This window comes from candidate division KSB1 bacterium (assembly GCA_034521575.1).
Taxonomy (GTDB): domain Bacteria; phylum Zhuqueibacterota; class Zhuqueibacteria; order Residuimicrobiales; family Krinioviventaceae; genus JAXHMJ01.
The window spans coordinates 516,276-534,354 of the sequence record JAXHMJ010000005.1 but is presented as its reverse complement, the minus strand read 5'-3'; the positions used below and the strand labels follow the sequence as shown (position 1 = coordinate 534,354).

Annotated in this window: 12 protein-coding genes; 4 read left to right on the top strand and 8 right to left on the bottom strand. The window is 49.0% G+C overall.

The features are described 5' to 3' along the window. Positions 1-16: 16 nt before the first annotated feature. From U5R06_15270 to U5R06_15260, 3 genes are all read right to left on the bottom strand, one after another. Positions 17-3,130: a bifunctional proline dehydrogenase/L-glutamate gamma-semialdehyde dehydrogenase gene (locus U5R06_15270; protein MDZ7724122.1), complete on the bottom strand. Its 3,114-nt coding sequence runs from the start codon at positions 3,128-3,130 to the stop codon at positions 17-19. After that, positions 3,037-3,399, bottom strand: a complete 363-nt coding sequence (locus U5R06_15265) for a hypothetical protein (protein MDZ7724121.1) — start codon at positions 3,397-3,399, stop codon at positions 3,037-3,039. Before U5R06_15265 ends, U5R06_15270 begins: the two co-directional genes overlap by 94 nt. Before the next feature lie 1,710 nt (positions 3,400-5,109). Then, positions 5,110-5,427 (bottom strand): hypothetical protein, encoded by a 318-nt coding sequence (locus tag U5R06_15260; protein MDZ7724120.1) that lies wholly within the window; start codon positions 5,425-5,427, stop codon positions 5,110-5,112. 631 nt (positions 5,428-6,058) lie between these two features. On the opposite strand from U5R06_15260, the gene U5R06_15255 reads away from it, so the two are divergent. From U5R06_15255 to U5R06_15240, 4 genes are all read left to right on the top strand, one after another. Next, entirely contained in the window at positions 6,059-7,135 is a 1,077-nt protein-coding gene (locus tag U5R06_15255; GenBank protein ID MDZ7724119.1) for a hypothetical protein, read from the top strand. Between the two features lie 303 nt (positions 7,136-7,438). Beyond that, positions 7,439-8,629: a beta galactosidase jelly roll domain-containing protein gene (locus U5R06_15250; GenBank protein ID MDZ7724118.1), complete on the top strand. Its 1,191-nt coding sequence runs from the start codon at positions 7,439-7,441 to the stop codon at positions 8,627-8,629. 17 nt (positions 8,630-8,646) lie between these two features. Further along, positions 8,647-9,591 carry a hypothetical protein gene (locus U5R06_15245; GenBank protein MDZ7724117.1) on the top strand — a complete coding sequence of 315 codons (945 nt, stop codon included), beginning with the start codon at positions 8,647-8,649 and terminating at the stop codon, positions 9,589-9,591. A 300-nt stretch (positions 9,592-9,891) separates the two neighbouring features. Next, the gene (locus U5R06_15240; GenBank protein MDZ7724116.1) at positions 9,892-11,424 is read left to right on the top strand and encodes a hypothetical protein; all 1,533 of its coding nucleotides are present in this window, start codon (positions 9,892-9,894) and stop codon (positions 11,422-11,424) included. Positions 11,425-13,191: 1,767 nt separating this feature from the next. Here the strand turns inward: U5R06_15240 and U5R06_15235 are convergent. The 5 genes from U5R06_15235 to U5R06_15215 all read right to left on the bottom strand — a co-directional run bounded on the left by U5R06_15235 (position 13,192) and on the right by U5R06_15215 (position 18,070). Continuing rightward, positions 13,192-13,872, bottom strand: a complete 681-nt coding sequence (locus U5R06_15235; protein ID MDZ7724115.1) for an LUD domain-containing protein — start codon at positions 13,870-13,872, stop codon at positions 13,192-13,194. Then, positions 13,869-15,308, bottom strand: a complete 1,440-nt coding sequence (locus tag U5R06_15230; GenBank protein ID MDZ7724114.1) for a LutB/LldF family L-lactate oxidation iron-sulfur protein — start codon at positions 15,306-15,308, stop codon at positions 13,869-13,871. The genes U5R06_15235 and U5R06_15230 overlap by 4 nt, the downstream gene beginning before the upstream one ends. A gap of 77 nt (positions 15,309-15,385) precedes the next feature. Beyond that, positions 15,386-16,111 carry a (Fe-S)-binding protein gene (locus U5R06_15225; protein ID MDZ7724113.1) on the bottom strand — a complete coding sequence of 242 codons (726 nt, stop codon included), beginning with the start codon at positions 16,109-16,111 and terminating at the stop codon, positions 15,386-15,388. Then, the gene (locus U5R06_15220; GenBank protein ID MDZ7724112.1) at positions 16,111-17,295 is read right to left on the bottom strand and encodes an acetate/propionate family kinase; all 1,185 of its coding nucleotides are present in this window, start codon (positions 17,293-17,295) and stop codon (positions 16,111-16,113) included. Before U5R06_15220 ends, U5R06_15225 begins: the two co-directional genes overlap by 1 nt. A gap of 13 nt (positions 17,296-17,308) precedes the next feature. Next, positions 17,309-18,070, bottom strand: a complete 762-nt coding sequence (locus tag U5R06_15215; GenBank protein MDZ7724111.1) for a class II aldolase/adducin family protein — start codon at positions 18,068-18,070, stop codon at positions 17,309-17,311. Positions 18,071-18,079 lie beyond the last annotated feature (9 nt).

The window sequence follows — 18,079 nt, the reverse complement described above, 5'->3', positions numbered from 1 at the left end:
CTCGGCATCATGTTTATCACCTGTTCATCCGTGTGATAAGACGAGTATCTGTGCCCTGAAGAATGCGTTTGCCTTCCTCGCCCTGAATAAAGTCAATGGCTGTACTTTGTGTGTCAGGGGGGAGGCTCACAATCAGTTCATTGCCGGTAATATGCACGGCTGCAATGCGCGCCAGAACCTCGAACAGACTGTCTTTTTTATGCACACGAACCAGGACCTTGCCGAGCGGAAGATAGCGCAGTATATTGTCCTGGCCGCGCAAATGAAAGTAATCGTTTTCGCGGCCAAATTCAAGCTCAAAATGATAAATATAGCTTTTTATGGCCCGGATGGTCTTGCGCAGATCAGGTTCGAGATCGGACATCATGTTCCAGTCCAGTTCCTGTTTCCAGTGATGCGCCTCTTTCAAAAGCGGATGATCCTTATCGATGGGACCCGCCGGCGGCATGTCGGTGTCCGTGAAATTCATAAACTGAGCCACATAACTCGGACTTCCGGCTTTGATACCCGCGCCCAGGGCGGATTTGCCCATACCGCCGAACGGCTGGCGCAGGACTACGGCGCCGGTGGTACCCCGATTAATGTACAAGTTGCCGGCTTTGATGCCTTGTTTCCATTTTTCCTGTTCGCGCTGGTCCAGGCTTTCCAGACCCGAGGTCAATCCGTAACCGGTGGAATTCACGATTTCTATGGCGTGATCCAGGTTTTCCGCGCACACCACACCGATCACCGGTCCGAAAAATTCAGTCATGCAGGTATAACTGCCGGGCTTGACGCCGTACTTGATACCGGGAGTCCAGATATAGGGATTGTCATCCACCATTTCCGGTTTCAGCGCCCAGGATTCACCGGGCTCGAGCTTGGAAACGGCATTTTCCAGATCGCCCTTGGGAGGATGGATCAACGTCCCCATTTTGTTGTGGAATTCCCAGGCGGAACCGGCGCTGTAGCTTTTGGCGGCATCCACCAGCTGTTTTTTGAATTTTTCATCCTCGTACACCTCTTTTTCCAGAATGACCATGGACGTGGCCGAACATTTCTGTCCGCAGTTGCTGTAGGCCGAGTGAATAATGTTTTTCACCGCCTGATCGCGGTCCGACATGGCCGTGACAATGGTGGCGTTTTTGCCGCCGGTCTCGGCAGCCAGGAACACATCAGGCCGATTTTTCAGAATGCGCATACCCGTATCGGTGCCGCCGGTCAATATGATATAATCCACATCCGGATGCGCGGTGAGTTTGTCTCCGACCTTGGAACCCGCACAGGGCACAAACTGCAGTGTCTTTTGCGAAACACCTGCCCGCCAGAAGCACTGGCAGAGGATATACGCGGTCAGCACTGCATCCGAAGCCGGCTTGAAAATAACGGTGTTGCCGGCGGCCAGACTGGCCACAACCCCGCCGCAGGGAATGGCAATGGGAAAATTCCAGGGCGAAATCACCAGACCCACGCCTTTGCCGCTGCAGCTTAGGTTTTCAATGTCATTATAATGGCTTGCCTCAAAGCCGTAAAACTCGACAAAGTCAATGGCTTCAGACACTTCGGGATCGGATTCGGTGAACACCTTGCCGGTATTGGCCGCCGCCGACCCGATCAGATCACCGCGCGCAGTGCGAAGCTCCATGGCAACCCGGGACAGTATCTCGTGCCGTTCCCTTGCCGTTTTGTCCCGCCAGCCATCCGGGTCTTTTTTGGCGGTTTGCACGGCTTTTTCCAGGTCATCTTCATTGGCCATGTTGTACACAGCGGTCCGGACTTTAGCATGAAACTGTGACGGATCGATGCAGTCGCGGGTTTCCCGCTTTTTGTTGATCTCTTTGCCGTTAATCACCAGGGGGATCTCGACAGGCTCGGTATCCGCGCTTTTCATCCATGTTTTACGGATATTGTCAGCCCACTTGCGGTTGCCGGGCAGCGACCAGTCGGTGTCCGGTTCATTGTAAAATTCACCGGTGACCCGGGGACCCATTTTGTCCGGGAATGTTTCCGTTATCCGGTTTTGGATGCGGTTCGGCTTGTCGCCGACATGGTCCATATGCTCGCAGGAATCAATAAACTGCTGCTTGAGATAGGCCCATTCTTCAGAATCGACCTTGAGATTGGGAGAATAACGCAGGAAATTTTCTTCACCGGTGTTCTCGTCCAGCCGGCGCACCAGATAAGCGATGGCGCTGATAAACTGTTCCTTGGTCGAAACCGGCGCGTACAGCACCATTTCCTCATCGGTTTCCTGAATGGCGCGCCGCACATGATCGGCCATACCTTCCAGCATCTCAAAACTGAAATATTGGGTCACTTTGTTCTGCTGGGCCAGCACATAGGCGTACGCCAGTTCAAACAGATTGTGCGAGGCGATGCCCAGGTGCACCGCTTCAATATTCTCCGGCTGCATGCCATATTGCACCATGCGCCGATAGTTGGCGTCCACTTTTAGCTTGTTGTCATACGGAGCCAGCGGCCAGTTTTTGATCGAGGATTCGACCAGTTCCATTTCCATATTGGCGCCCTTGACAATGCGCAGTTTGATGGGTGCGCCGCCGTTTGCGACCCGCGCTTTCGCCCAGTCCGTGATCTCTTTCTGCATGGGATAGGAATCCGGGATATACGCCTGCAGCACAATACCGGCCGCATGCGTCTTGAATTCATCCATGTTCAGGGTTCGTATAAACGCTTCTTTGGTGATTTCCATATCCCGGTATTCTTCCATATCCAGATTGACAAATTTGGAGCCGCGGCTGCCGTCCGGTCGTACAAATTCATGATCCCGGGCCGCGCGGAACAACTGGGTGAGACGGTCGATCAGGATTTCCGTGGTGTGTTCAAAGGCCAGTGAACTGATCTGCGAATAAATGGTGGAAATTTTCACCGAGATATATTCAATGTCCGGCCGTTTCAGGTCTTCAAGGTAGGTCTTTAAACGGTCAAGCAACTCTTCTTCTCCCAGCACCGCCTCGCCGAGATGGTTGATATTCATGCGCACACCGGCTTTTCGGCGTTTTTTCAAATGGGCATTAAAAATATGCGGTTCTGCCGGGATCACCGAACGCGCGCTGTCCGACCGAATGCGCTCCACGACTTTGGGAACCGCGATATGCGGAAAATGGCGTCCCACTTTGAGATACAACTGCATGAGCATTTGTTCTGTCTGGAGAAAAATTCAGGTACGCCGTATTTTTCCAGGACATGATTGAGCTGATGGGCGACCCGCTTGTGATCATGCGACCGGAAGCTCTGGTCGATCATTTTGGTCATCACGATCTTGTCCGTGGGGTGAGTCAGCATTTTTTGCATCTGTTCCTGAATCTTGTTTTCCTTGCGAGTCATTACTGCATCTGCGCGTTTTTGCCATGCTTCAGCCAGGGAAATGGCGTCCTGGAGGATGTTTTCCTGAGGTCTCATCTAATTATTCCTCCTTTGATTTGTAGAGTCATGCCTGGTATGTCCAGTGGATTTTTTAATAGGGATACATGTTGCGAAACGTTCAAACCATGCAGGCGGCTCGGGGTGACCGAAAAGCAGAGACGGGTCCGGGCCGGAAGCGTATTATAAGAATCGTTTCGGGTAGGATCAGTAGAACGGTTTGAAATAATATGAAAACAATCCCCATTCGAAAATGCCTTTAAATTAGAATGAATGAGTTATCATTATCTAACACTTTTTACAGAAAAAGTCAAGGATTTTTCTGTAAATGCGGACAGCTTTTTTGATCAGCCGGCAGCCCCGGAATTAGACGGGTGTTCGATTTCTGCCCTGAACAGGCGGTCTCAGGGCGCGCTGAGACCTGTAGATAGCGGCAGGGGACCGGAGATGTAGGCCGTCGAGTTCGTCGGCCTTGCGCCGGAGCGCCCGATATTGGCTGCTTTTGCCGCTCTCGAATGGCCTGTGTAGTTGTCTGCTTTGACCGGGTGTGCACACAGCCGCCTTGCTTCTCGTTGCCTCGTTTTATGGAGGAATGCCGTCGAGATACTCTGTGTCTCGGGTTTCTGCTGTGCGCGGCTGTATACGGAATTGTTGTGCACGGACCACCCCGGTTCGCCAGCTGCCGGACTGCGTCCGCATCTGACGAACATCCCTTCCTTGAAAAAGGAGGGGAAATTTTCGGGATATCTGAGATTCAGTCGTGTTTTGATCAAACCCATGTGGGATTGAAAAAGTATACGTAGACCTGTCAATCCTTTATACGTAGACGTTTTCGGGTGTTCATTCCATCGATCAGCTTGGTCGGTGAATGTAGACCGTCGAGATCGTCGGCCCTGTGCCGGAGCGCCCGATATTGGCTGCTTTTGCCGCTCTCGAATGGCCTGTGTAGTTGTCTGCTTTGACCGGGGGCGCACACAGCCGTCTTGCTTCTCGTTCCCTCATTTATACGAGGAATGCCGTCGAGTCACTCTGTGCTCTCGGGTTTCTGCTGTGCGCGGCTGTATAAGAATTGTTGTCGCGGACCACCCAGTCCGCCAGCTGCCGGACTGCGTCCGCATCTGACGAACATCCCCTCCTTGAAAAAGGAGGGGAAATTTTCGGGATGCCTGAGATTCAATCGTGTTTTGATTGAACCCATGTGGGATTGAAACACACTATACATAGACCTGGCAAACCTTTATACATAGACGTTTTCGGGTGTTCATTCCATCGACCAGTTTGACCGGTGATGTAGGCCGTCGAGTTCGTCGGCCCTGCGCCGGCGCGCCCGAGATTGGCTACTTTTGCCGCTCTCGAATGGCCTGTGTAGTTGTCTGCTTTGACCGGGGGCGCACACAGCCGTCTTGTTTCTCGTTGCCTCATTCTATGGGGGAATGCCGTCGAGTTCGTCGGCCTTGCGCCGGAGCGTATGATATTGACCGGGTTGCACTCAGGCTGGCCTGTGTATTGGTTTGCATTAATCGAGTGCGCTCATAGCTGACCTGAATCTGACTGGAGGAAATACGGTTTTCCGAAACAACGAGTCCGGTTTCGCCGGTCGACCAACCTGGTCGACCTGCATTTAACTTATTCTCGGCCTCGGGGCGGGGATGATTGCGAATTTGCGGTATAGCACGATGCAGGTCTTGGATTTTGGTCGTCTGTGTTCTTTATTTGGGAATTGCGCTCAGGATGGTTGATCTCACTCTTTCAGGGCTGGGACTGTGCTGCGATCATCTGGTTTCCGGATACCGGACGACGGTCGATGTAGACCGTCGAGATCGTCGGCCCTGTGCCGGAGCGCCCGATATTGGCTGCTTTTGCCGCTCTCGAATGGCCTGTGTAGTTGTCTGCTTTGACCGGGGGCGCACACAGCCGTCTTGTTTCTCGTTGCCTCATTCTATAGAGGAATGCCGTCGAGTCACTCTGTGTCTCGGGTTTCTGCTGTGCGCGGCTGTATACGGAATTGTTGTGCACGGACCACCCCGGTTCGCCAGCTGCCGGACTGCGTCCGCATCTGACGAACATCCCCTCCTTGAAAAAGGAGGGGAAATTTTCGGGATACCTGTGATTACTAATCTCGTCCCCGGCCTCCGGCCGGGGATGGCTGTCCTTCTTGCCATACGCCACAATTCAGCCTGCAATGCTCTGCATCGCCCCCAAATGAAATGCATGCTGGTATGCGTGTGAATCAAGTGGGAGAGGAGGCGGAATATATCACATTGCGTACCGGTCTCTGCACCTTGACATTACTGCGCCAGTTTTTATGGATCGAGTGCTTTTGTTCAAACGTTGTGCAATGCAGAGCATTGCTATTGCATACGCATGGTCTGATTGTCATTTGGCAGGCATCACGAGCCGGAAACTCGTGATGAATTTTAAGTTTAATACATTGCATTACGAAAACACAAAGCAAAAGAAAATCAGTTCAGACGTGAGAATTTTTCTTATGGTGAGAAAGAAAACCCATTGTTTTGTCCTGAGAAGAAACGATTTTTTTATTGTTTTCACTGTAGATATTTCTGAAATTTGACCCGGTTTCCGGGGTTTTGATACAGCCCCATTTTTTATTTCGGGCAGACCTGAAAAATAAAAATATATCTTGAAATTTGATTCGAAATTAGTTATATTCAAGTTATTATATATAAAGGAATTATTTATGATGAGAACAAAAAATTATTTATTGGCTGGATTGATGATTGCAATAACAGGGCCAAGTTGCAATACGCAGAATAATCATGATTCACAGATCATTTCCGATGATTATTTTAATTATCAATACGAGAAAGTTTACGATTATTACGTTATCGAGGCATGGCGTGTTTTAGATGAACCGGTACCTGCCTATACAGCAGAGATGGTTGAACGTCACACCCAACTGGTTGGGAAACTTCCCTGGGTTATGCCCACTTCCAGTGGTGATACTAATATGGTTTTGGGACTAACGCCCGGATGGCCTAAAAATCCAAAATGGCCTGATGATCCCGAAATACCGCCACAGAAAATGTATGGTTACCAAATTACTGATACTCTAACAAAAAAACCTAAAATCAAAGTGATTCTTGCCTCACAGAATCACAGCACTGAATTTACCGGTAGTTGGGTGTTGGAAGGAATGGTTAATTTTCTTGCAAGTTCCCAGTTAGAAGCAATTTTTCTAAGAGAAAAAGCAATATTTTACGTTTATCCGGATATTAATCCGGAAGGTCGTTATCAGGCCGTGCATAGGATTGATTTAAAGGCAGCGCCAGATCCGAATGCCGGAACTAATATGAGGAAGCGGGGCAATCCTGAGCTATACTCTGCCGGTGAAAAAGATCATAATCGTGTTTGGAATACGAGTGGAAGGTTTTCAACAATTGATATAATTACTGGTGCAATGATCAGAGACACTGGAGGAAAGGCTGACTACCTTTGGGATATGCACGGGCCTCAAGAAAAGGGTAATTGGCGTACTCCAGGCACAAAAGCGCGAACTAATAAATATGCAGAGGCTCTGATGAAACGTGAACCTGATGTTATACGGTGTGGGCCCGAAAGCGGATATAAGGTCAATGTTGCAAGTGGCCATCCAGGAAAACTATCTTCATATGCATTTAGTGAAGACGGACTTTATGTTACTAATCCTTATGTGTATGAACCCGGAGGCTGGACAAGGGAACGTCTGATGGAGTCGGGCCGTAATTTGGCCCTTGCCCTTTATGATGTTTTGTCTGATGAAAATGATGAAAAGTAGATATAGACGGAATACCAATACCTCCACAGAAAAATCAATGTTCTATTCTGTATTTTGTGTGATTTTGTTAGATCTGAATCGTAATTTATTATATTCAGAAATTTGAAAAGAGTAATTATCTATTGAATTTAAGTTGCTGTGGTATATTCCCATGAAATTTATACTGTTATTAATCATTATTTTACTCGGTTTTTTCTATCCCGGAGTTGCCATCCGGGAATATCATTTAAACGGAACCAACTTTAGTGTAAATGCCAACTCTGACTCATTTCAGAAAAAAAACGTCGTACTGAACTGTTAAAGATGATGGGGATTCCCTTTGACCGGTGCGATCTTGATCCTGAGTTCAGAGGTAGTTTTGAACATAAAGGACTCGTTATTGAGAGATGGATTTACACAAGTGAACCGGGCTCAAAAGTGACAGCACTTTTATACCGGCCCAAAAAAATTAGAGGACTCGTGCCGGGTATGGTAATAACCAACGGGCACGGAAATTCCAAAAGCTCTGCCAATACTGTTTATTCATCTGTAATGATACAGGAACTTAAACCCTGGCATAGTGCAGGTGGCCCTGAAATAAACAGAGAATTTACAACCGAGTATATGCGCTCCCGTTCCCCCAGGATAGTGCAAAAGATTAATAATAACTGGACTTTTAACTATTTCCCTGATGAAACCTTGGATGAACACCCCGCTTCAGTTGATTATAATGATTCTTCCTGGCCGGCAGTTGCGATTCCACACAGTTGGCACAATTATGAAACAACAAAACAGTTACATCCCTTTATCCTAAATGCTTCTGAAAAGAATACCTCGTTTTTCGGCGATGAGTCGGGAATAGGAAACCCCGCTTATTGGTGGCATGGGTGGGGTTGGTACCGTAAATCATTTGAAATAAAAAACCTGGTCAAAGATAAACGGATTTTTCTTGAGTTCGAGGGTGTAATAAAGTACTGTAAAGTTTACCTGAATGGAAAATACCTTGGAGACCATAAAGGCGGTTTTAATTCATTTTATTTTGATATATCAGACCCTATTCAGCAGGAAGGAAAAAATGTCCTCGCTGTTGCAGTGCGCAACAAACTAAATGATGAGTTCAGGATTCCGCCTATGCATTCAGGAAATCAGACACACTCGGGCGGTATCTACAGAAATGTGCGCATTGTGGTTAAAAATCCGGTATATATTCCTTTTCAGGGTTCTTACAAACACGAAGGCGGCACATTTGTAACTACTCCTGTTGTTAATCAAGACAGTGCTGTTGTTGATGTTAAGACATGGATCAAAAACGACACTAAAAGAAAAAGAAAGGTCTTGTTAAAAACAACGATAGAGGATGCAACCGGGAAAGAAATCTGCACGGCTCACTTGGATAAAATTGTTAATCCTGGTGAAATTGAACCGTTTCAACATGTTCAAAATGGATATATGAGGAAGACAATACCCGGATTATTCATGCCCGTAAAGTTAGCGAGGGTAAGGGAGATCATGTAACCCATGATCATACAAATATGGATATGGAGAATCTTCTGCGTGTAACAGTTAGGGGATGGACTGATTCTGCTATCTATCCTGAAAATTCGGATAACGGCCAGCATGCAGGAAATGAAGTGTGGCAACACGACCAGGCAATTGTACAGGATGGCAGCATCAGAGGCAGGATTGATATGCCTAATGGTGTAATGTGGATGTATTGTGATGACGGGGCCGACAGGGTTTATAAAAATTGTCCGTTGAAAAATATTAATCCAAAAGGATGGATGTATACAGAATTCCTAAATATATCTATTTCCTTTGGCAAGCCCATTATACAAATAAGCCCATGGCGTTTATTCATCCTCATTTTTGGCAGAGGAAATATATTGGGACAAGACAGAATATTGCTATTGACTCGAATTGTGAAAGTTACATTATTTGTTAACCAGAAAAAGATTGCTACAAAATACCCGGACAAAAATAATTTCTTTATCGTGAATTTTGAAAATACACTAATTGAACCGGGCGAATTGAAGGTTGTAGGCAAAAAGCAAAATGAAATGGCGGAATTTAAATTACCGATGGCCGGAAAGCCTGAAAAACTCCGGCTGACAGTATCTCATAGTACGATTGAAGCTGCAAGGAACAGTGTCGTTACTGTTGCAGCAGACGCAGTCGATAAAGAAGGTGTTCAGGTTCAGGATTTTAACAATTCTCTTCAATGGAAAGTACAAGGGCCGGCAACTCTTGTGGGGCCTGCATATTGGGAAACCGATATTCATAAAAAGAATGCTGATAGTGGGTGTTGGTATATGACTGCGCCTGTATTGAATATGGTCAGGTCTGATGGTACACCGGGTGTCATTACCATTATAGTATCTTTCCCAGGATTAGATGCTGATACAATAAAAATATATGCAATTCCAAAAATAATTGAAAGAAACTCGCTGAGAGAGTTTGAAAGCAAAGGATTTTTTTAATTTTACTAAATGACTAAAGATGCGCAAAAGAAAAACAAGTTTAAGCGGCAGGAACACCGGACATCAAATGGAAATAAAACTATATAGCCTGTCCGGAGAATCGGGAAATATCATTTTCACAAAGCCAATGGGGAGGGGCCTGCCCGCCTATGTCATTCAGGCGGACTTGAGGTGGCATAAAAACAAAGAAAGGAGAAAACTATAAAGACCAACCCAGGAGTAAAAGGACGAGGTGCCTTCCATAAGCTCAAAAAAATCAAGATTGGATTTTTAGGTAACAAATTTTTAATATCTATAATAATGAAATCAAATTTAAAAAAATTAATATGTTGTGTATGTATTTGTTTTCTTTTAACATGTGTGATTGATCTAAATGCACAGTATGTTTTTTATGAATATGGCGATACAACATATATTGATGTAGGAAACGACAAACAGTTGTTTATAGATGATTTTTTAATAGATTTAAACAAGCATATTGATTTTGTAATGAATCCTCCGTATCAGACCGGAGAAATCATTATTGACACAGATCTGCCTCATGAAAAAGACGGATTAATTCTTCCATATTCCAGTGTGATTAAAGATAAGGATGGGAAAATCCGGATTTGGTATGATTTAACTATCCCTGCTCTGGAAAATGTAAAGAAAAGAACTGCGGGATACGCTGAATCAAACAATGGGATTGATTTTAAAAAACCTGTTTTGGGAAAATACGAGGTTAAAGGTTCAAAAAAAAATAATATAGTTTTTCCACCTGAAGCAAATGGAGGAACTGCTGTGTGGATTGATCCAATGGCTTTAGCTGAACATAGATATAAAACACAGAGTAAAGTATATCCTTCAAAAGAATTACATATATACAGTTCACCGGATGGAATAGACTGGAGTTTTTATGCCAATGTTGATCCGCGTGACGGGCCTGTTGACACTCAAACAATAATTTTCTGGGATAAAAATCTCGGAAAATATTTATTATTTACGAGGGAGAGGATTTATGGAAGATGTGTCAGGCGTGCAGAAATGAATGATTTGGAAAGCAGTTTAGAGAATACGGGTTTTGCTATATGGACTGATATTAAAGATCAGTATACATATTTTTCAGAAAGGGCTGACAGGAGTAAACCGGAAGACCTTCGGAATGATGCTCCAATGGGGTATTACGGCGCCACAATTTTTCCTTATGAAAATGTATACATCGGGTTGGCGCAGGCTTTCTGGCATTGGAAAGGGAGGGGTGAACATGATCTGAGACCGGGAATGAGAGATGTCAGGTTGTTAATTAGCAGAGACAGTAAAGAATTCAAAAGAATGGGTAACCGGAAAGCATTTATGGGGCCAGGGCCTTCCGGAAGATTTGATTCAAAATGCGTTTGGGCTCTGCCAAATCCAATTGTTATGGGTGATGAGATATGGATTTATTATGTGGGCTGGAATTTTGACAGAATAGGCAGGATAGACCCTGATGCTCCGGATGGTATGAGTAGATCTGTTCTAAGTCGTGCAATTATGAGATTAGACGGGTTTGTTTCAGCAGATGCTCCATACGAGGGCGGTGAAATGATTACCAAACCAATAACGTTTAAAGGGAACAAGTTGGAAATTAATGCCAATACCGGAGCTGGTGGATCTATTCGGGTTGAAATTCTGGATCATGACGGATATCCAATACCAGGTTTCAGCATAGAAGAATCCAACTGGATTGTTGGCAATTCAGTGCGGTTTCCCGTGAGCTGGACTAGTGATGGTAATCTTGAAAGTTTAAATGGCAAGATAGTAAGATTGCGGTTCGTGATGAGGGATTGTAAGCTGTATGCTTTTCAGTTTAAATGATGAGAATTAGTGGGAATCTATGGTAAGAAATTCGAGGATGAACCTGCTTTATAATATCTGCCGCTGTACTCAACCCAAAATAGCTGTTTCGATGGGACCGGTATGTTTAATCCGAGATTCAATTATATTTTGATCGAACCCATGTGGGATTGAAACAAAGTATACGTAGACCTGTCAATCCTTTATACGTAGACGTTTTCGGGTGTTCATTCCATCGATCAGCTTGGTCGGTGAATGTAGGCCGTCGAGTTCGTCGGCCTTGCGCTGGCGCGCCCGAGATTGACTGTTTTTACCGCTCTCGGATGGCCTGTGTAGTTGTCTGCTTTGACCGAGTGCGCTCATAGCTGACCTGAATCTGACTGGAGGAAATACGGTTTTCCGAAACAACGAGTCCGGTTTCGCCGGTCGACCAACCTGGTCGACCTACATTTTAGCTTATCCCCGGCCTCGGGGTGGAGATGATTGTCGAATTTGCAGTATAGCACGATGCAGGTCTTGGATTTTGGTTGTCTGTGTTCTTTATTCAGGAATCGCGCTCAGGAAAGTTGATTTCGCCCTTTCAGGGCCGGGACTGTGCTGCGATCATCTGGTTTCCGGATACCGGACGACGGTCGATGTAGGCCGTCGAGTTCGTCGGCCTTGTGCCGGCGCGTATGATATTGACCGGGTTGCACTCAGGCTGGCCTGTGTATTGGTTTGCATTAATCGAGTGCGCTCATAGCTGACCTGAATCTGACTGGAGGAAATACGGTTTTCCGAAACAACGAGTCCGGTTTCGCCGGTCGACCAACCTGGTCGACCTACATTTTAACTTATTCTCGGCCTCGGGGCGGGGATGATTGTCGAATTTGCAGTATAGCACGATGCAGGTCTTGGATTTTGGTTGTCTGTGTTCTTTATTCAGGAATCGCGCTCAGGAAAGTTGATCTCACTCTTTGAGGGCCGGGGACTGTGCTGCGATCATCTGGTTTCCGGATACCGGACGACGGTCGATGTAGACCGTCGAGATCGTCGGCCTTGTGCCGGATCGTATGATATTGACTAGGTTGCACTCAGGCTGACCTGTGTATTGGTTTGCATTAATCGAGTGCGCTCACCAGCTGACCTGAATCTGACTGGAGGAAATACGGTTTTCCGAAACAACGAGTCCGGTTTCGCCGGTCGACCAACCTGGTCGACCTACATTTAACTTATTCTCGGCCTCGGGGCGGAGATGATTGTCGAATTTGCAGTATAGCACAATGCAGGTCTTGGATTTTGGTTGTCTGTGTTCTTTATTCAGGAATTGCGCTCAGGATAGTTGATCTCACTCTTTCAGGGCCGGGACTGTGCTGCGATCATCTGGTTTCCGGATACCGGACGACGGTCGATGTAGACCGTCGAGTTCGTCGGCCTTGTGCCGGCGCGTATGATATTGACCGGGTTGCACTCAGGCTGACCTGTGTATTGGTTTGCATTAATCGAGTGCGCTCATAGCTGACCTGAATCTGACTGGAGGAAATACGGTTTTCCGAAACAACGAGTCCGGTTTCGCCGGTCGACCAACCTGGTCGACCTACATTTTAACTTATCCTCGGCCTCGGGGTGGGGCAATGTCGAATATCCTGAAAACAAGTTGCCAAGAAGGGTTGTAAATAGGGTGATTAAAATTATGTAATTAAATAAATTAAAAGAGAGGTCAACAGAACGTACTCCAGTATGTACTGTTTTGAATTGTTTGTCAACCCTGCATTCACCGGGGCAGCGAGTCACAACAGAGGTTCGACGCTATTTCTCCTTGATCATCAGCGCCACCAGTCGGCGGGGACCGTGCGCGCCCAGCACCAGGACTTTTTCGATATCCGCGGTGCGACTGGGACCGGTGATAAACACCATGTCTTTGGCCTGTTCCGGGGATATCGTATCAAACAGTTCATATTGATTCGCCAACAGACGCTCCTGTTGAACCACTGCGATCACGCAATCCGTGAGAAAATGCGGCAGCGAGGTGCCGGAATGCTCATACAGCACCACCAGCGAGCCGATATCCGCGATGGCGAACGAGGCTTCCACCAGTGCGGTGGAAATCCCGGCCAGTTTCTGTTTGCGTTCCGGCGACTCTATCTCTGTCGTGTGCACGATGGCAATCGACTGCGCTTCCAATGCGTCCGCCAATCTGCGGCAGGTGTCGGTGGCATCAACGGCGATCTCCTGCGTCTGCATTTCTTGCGCGATCTGTTGAATGATTCCGGATGCCTGATCCATATCGTCGATCAAATGAAATTCCGCGCTTACCTGTTTCAACTCGTTCTCAAACTGGTCGGTCAGTGCTTTTGTATCCGGCGCCACAATAGATTCAATCCCGGCTTGCAGGCGGATATCTGTGTCCGGATCGGTTTTCGGCTGATCCGATGCGGTGGTCAGTGCGTGTTTGATGCGTTTCAGGATATCCTCTCTGGAACTGTTCATCGGTTATCCTCGCTGTTTGCATGTTCGGTTTGCTGACCTGCTGACGGCATCTGCAGGGTGTTAAAACGCTTGCGGAATCCTTGGGCGTCGAACCGGGGCAGCGTCCGTTTTCGCGTATAACCGGGCGCCGGAAACGAGCGGCCGCCGGGCAGCAGCTGCTGCGCCTTGCCCGGAAACCAGGTGGCAAATCGATAGAGCCGCGGGTGCCGTGCCAGGAACGCCCAGATTCGCATGCCGGTGCGTTCAATGCGCGAGGTTTTGCCGTGCGCGGCAAGTCGCGAGCGCAGGTTCAGAATATGCGCCGGCAGATCGATTTTCACCGGACAGGCGTCCCGGCAGGCGGTGCACAGCGAACACACGTACGGTGATGTTTTGCCCACGGATTCGCCCAGGTACTGCGGGATCAGGGTGATGCCGATCGGTCCCATGTATACCCAGCCGTAGGCGTGTCCGCCGATCTGCTGGTACACCGGGCAGCTGTTCAGACACGACGCGCAGCGGATGCAGAACAGGGTCTGACGCAGTTTCGGGTCCTGCAGAATCCGCGAGCGGCCGTTGTCCAGCAGCACCACGTGCATTTCTTTCGGCCCTTCGCCCAGTTTAGCGTGCGTCGGTCCGCTGATGAAATTGACAAACGTCGAGCTTTTTTGACCGGTGGCGTTGGCCGGCAGCAGTTTGAGAAAATAGGGCAGCGCTTTGAAATCCGGCAGCAGTTTTTCGATCCCCATCACCGCGACGTGAATGTCCGGTAATGTGGTGGTGAGATGTGCGTTGGCTTCGTTTTCCACGATGCAGATACTGCCGGTCTCGGCGATGCCGAAATTGGCGCCGGAAATGCCCATGTCCGCGCTTAGAAAATGCTGCCGCAGCGTGCGCCGCGCTATTTTCAACAATTCATGCGGATCTTCAGTGTAGGCGTTGCCCAGCTTTTCCTGGAACAACTTGCCGATTTCTTTGCGCGTCAGATGCAGCGCCGGAATGATCAGGTGCGACGGGATCTGCTCCATGAGCTGGATGATATATTCTCCCAGATCGGTTTCCAGGGTGTCGATGCCCTTGTCGATCAGGCTCGAGTTCAGGTGAATTTCCTCGGTGGTCAGGGACTTGCTTTTCACCACTTTGCACACCCGGTTGCGCTCTGCGATTCCTAAAATGATCTGCCGCGCCTCTTGATCATCCGCAGCCCAGTGCACCTGAATGCCGTTGTCCGTGCAGCGCTGTTCAAAGGTCTGCAGAGTGGTATCCAGATGTTTAATGACATCTTTTTTAATGGCGTGCGCCTTTTCGCGCAGGTCTTCCCAGTAAGGCAGTTCGTCGATAATAGCCTGGCGGGAGGCCACCGTGGAGCCCGTGGCGTTCAGTACCGCCCGGCGCAGCACGGAATCCTTGAGCGCGGTTTTGATATAGGTTTTGGTTTTGCGAGGCGTGACGTGCATAGACAATCCTTGTTTTGGTCACGGTTCGGCGCCTTTAGCCATAGATCCGCCTGCCGCGTACACTCGGCGCTGCAGTTTTACAACTCCAGGCTCCTGGCCAGCAGCTCGGCGATGTGCAGGGTGCGGGCGCTATAGCCGTTTTGAGTCAGATATCCTTGAATGTTCATCAGACAGCTGGAATCCGCGCCGATGCAGTATTCCGCCTGACTCTCCTGAATAGAGTCACATTTGCGTTTGACCATTTCCACCGATATCTCTTTCATCTTGTAGGAAAACGTGCCGCCGAATCCGCAGCACACATCCGAGCCCTGCATTTCCAAAAAATCGATATCCGCGATGTTGGCGATCAGACGGCGCGGCTGTTCGCGCACGCCGAGCATTCTCGACAGATGACAGGAATCGTGATACGTCACCCGGTGCGGAAATCGGCCGCCCAGCTGATCGACGTTCAACACATCGACTAAAAATTCCGTAAATTCGTATATCCTGCCTTTTAACCGCTCGTACGGCGCTTTCAGATCCTCGCGCAGTTTCAGGTGTTTATATTCCTCGCGCACCATGGCCACACAGGACCCGGACGGCGCGATGATCACCTCTTTATCGTGAAACAGCTCGATAAACTGTTCCGCCAGCGGGATCACCTGCTGATGATAGCCGCTGTTATAGGCCGGCTGACCGCAACAGGTCTGATTTTCGACATATTCCACCTCCACGCCCAGTTTGTTGAGGATCCTGACCATGGACAGTCCCGGTTCGGGCAGCAGATGTTCGGTCAGGCAGGGGATAAACAGTGCGGCTTTCATCAGGCGTTCTCCTGTATAAAATCGGCCGTCTGCTGCGCCACGATCAGTTCTTCATGCGTCGGCAGCACCAGGACGTTGACTGTGGAATTCGGCGTTGAAATAACACCTTCTTTGGGGGTGCCGGCATTCAATTTTTCATCCAGTTCAATACCAAGGTTCTGCATATTCTCCAGAGCCGCCCGGCGCAGGGCCGGCGAATGTTGTCCCAGTCCGGCGGTGAACACGATAAAATCCGCGCCATTGAGCACGGCCAGATACTCGCCGATATAGCGTTTCACACTGTAGGCAAACGTATCAAACGTTAGCCGGGCCCGCTCGCTGCCCCTGGCCATGGCGGCTTGAATATCGCGGAAATCTCCGCTGATGCCGGAAATACCCAGAATGCCGCTTTCCGAAGCGAGCAGCTCGCGCGCGGCCGCCGGGGACAGGGTCTCTTTTTCCATCAGATACAGCAGCGCAAAGCTGTCCAGATCCCCGACGCGTTTGGCGTTCGGCAGTCCGCATTGCGGGCTCATGCCCATGCTCGTATCCACGGACTCGCCGTTGCGGATGGCGCAGATGGATGAACTGCCGCCCAGGTGACAGGAAATGGCGGTATAGGACTGTTTGTTTTCAAGGTAATTTGATTCGAGGTACCGGGCAATAGACCAGTGTGAGGCGCCGTGAAATCCGTATTTGCGCAGACCCAGACTATCCTGATAGCGCTGCGGAATCGCATAGGTAAAAGCCGGGGCGGGAATGTTGTGATGAAAGGTGGTTTCAAACAATCCGATGCGCGGGGTGTCCGGCAGCAGCGATTCAAACACCCGGATTGCGGTCAGATAGATCTGCGTGTGCAGCGGCGCCAGCGGTTCGTATTCCTGCATGGCGCGGATGATGCTGTCATCCAACTGCACGCAGCCGTTTACGCCTTTGGCAAGCACGGTTTTGAATCCCACAGCTGCCAGGCTGTCGAGGGATCGGTGGGTCTGCAGCGCCTCCAGAATGAGTTGAATCGCCTGTTCAACATCCGCGACAGGCCGGCGTACGTCAACCGGCTCTTTGTCTGCATGCCGGTAGGAGAGAGCGCTTTCCGGTTCGCCAATGCGTTCCAGGGCTGCCTCGAACACCACAGACCAGTCCGAGGACTCGTAGCATTTACATTTGAACGAGGTACTGCCGGGATTGGCAATGAGAATCTTCATAAAAGCTCCGGTTTTAGCTTTTGTTCAACCGGTTGATCACTTCCCGGGTGATGGATTCGATCTGAGTTTCATCGATCTGGTCCGCCTGGCTGCCGTTGTTGGCGCTGCACAGGTTAATTCTGCCCGGAATGTTCATCTGTTCGCGCACCTGCATCAGCTTGTCCACCTGATCCTGGGGAATCATATTGACGTTGCCCAGCTGAATGGCGTAATGCACGATCTCGGCCGAGTGTTCCAGGGTTTCCATTTTATGATAGGCGTTGATCAGATCGGTACCGAACGTCAGCGCGCCGTGATTGGCCAGCAGAATGGCGTCCGAGTTTTGCGCGTAGGGTTTGATAGAGTCCGGGATTTCCATGGTCGAAGGCGTGCCGTACGGCGCTATCGGCACCGCGCCCAGGGTCAAAATGGCTTCCGGCAGCACGCACTTGTTCAGTGGAATGCCGGCCACTGCGAAACTGGTGCAGTAGGGGGGATGCGCGTGCACCACCGAAGCGATATCCTCACGCTGCTTGTAAACCTGGATGTGCATTTTCGCTTCGCTGGAGGGCCGGTATTTGGAACTGCCGGACAGCACCTTGCCGTCCATATTCATCTTTATGATCATATCCTGGGTCATGAATCCCTTGCTGACGCCGGTGGGGGTGGTCAACAGTTCGTTGTCGTTCATACGCACGGTAATGTTGCCGTCATTCGAGGCCACATACCGGCGTTCCCACAGGCGTTTGCCGATATCCAGGATTGTTTTTTTCAATTGCCATTCGTTCGTGCTCATATTGACTCC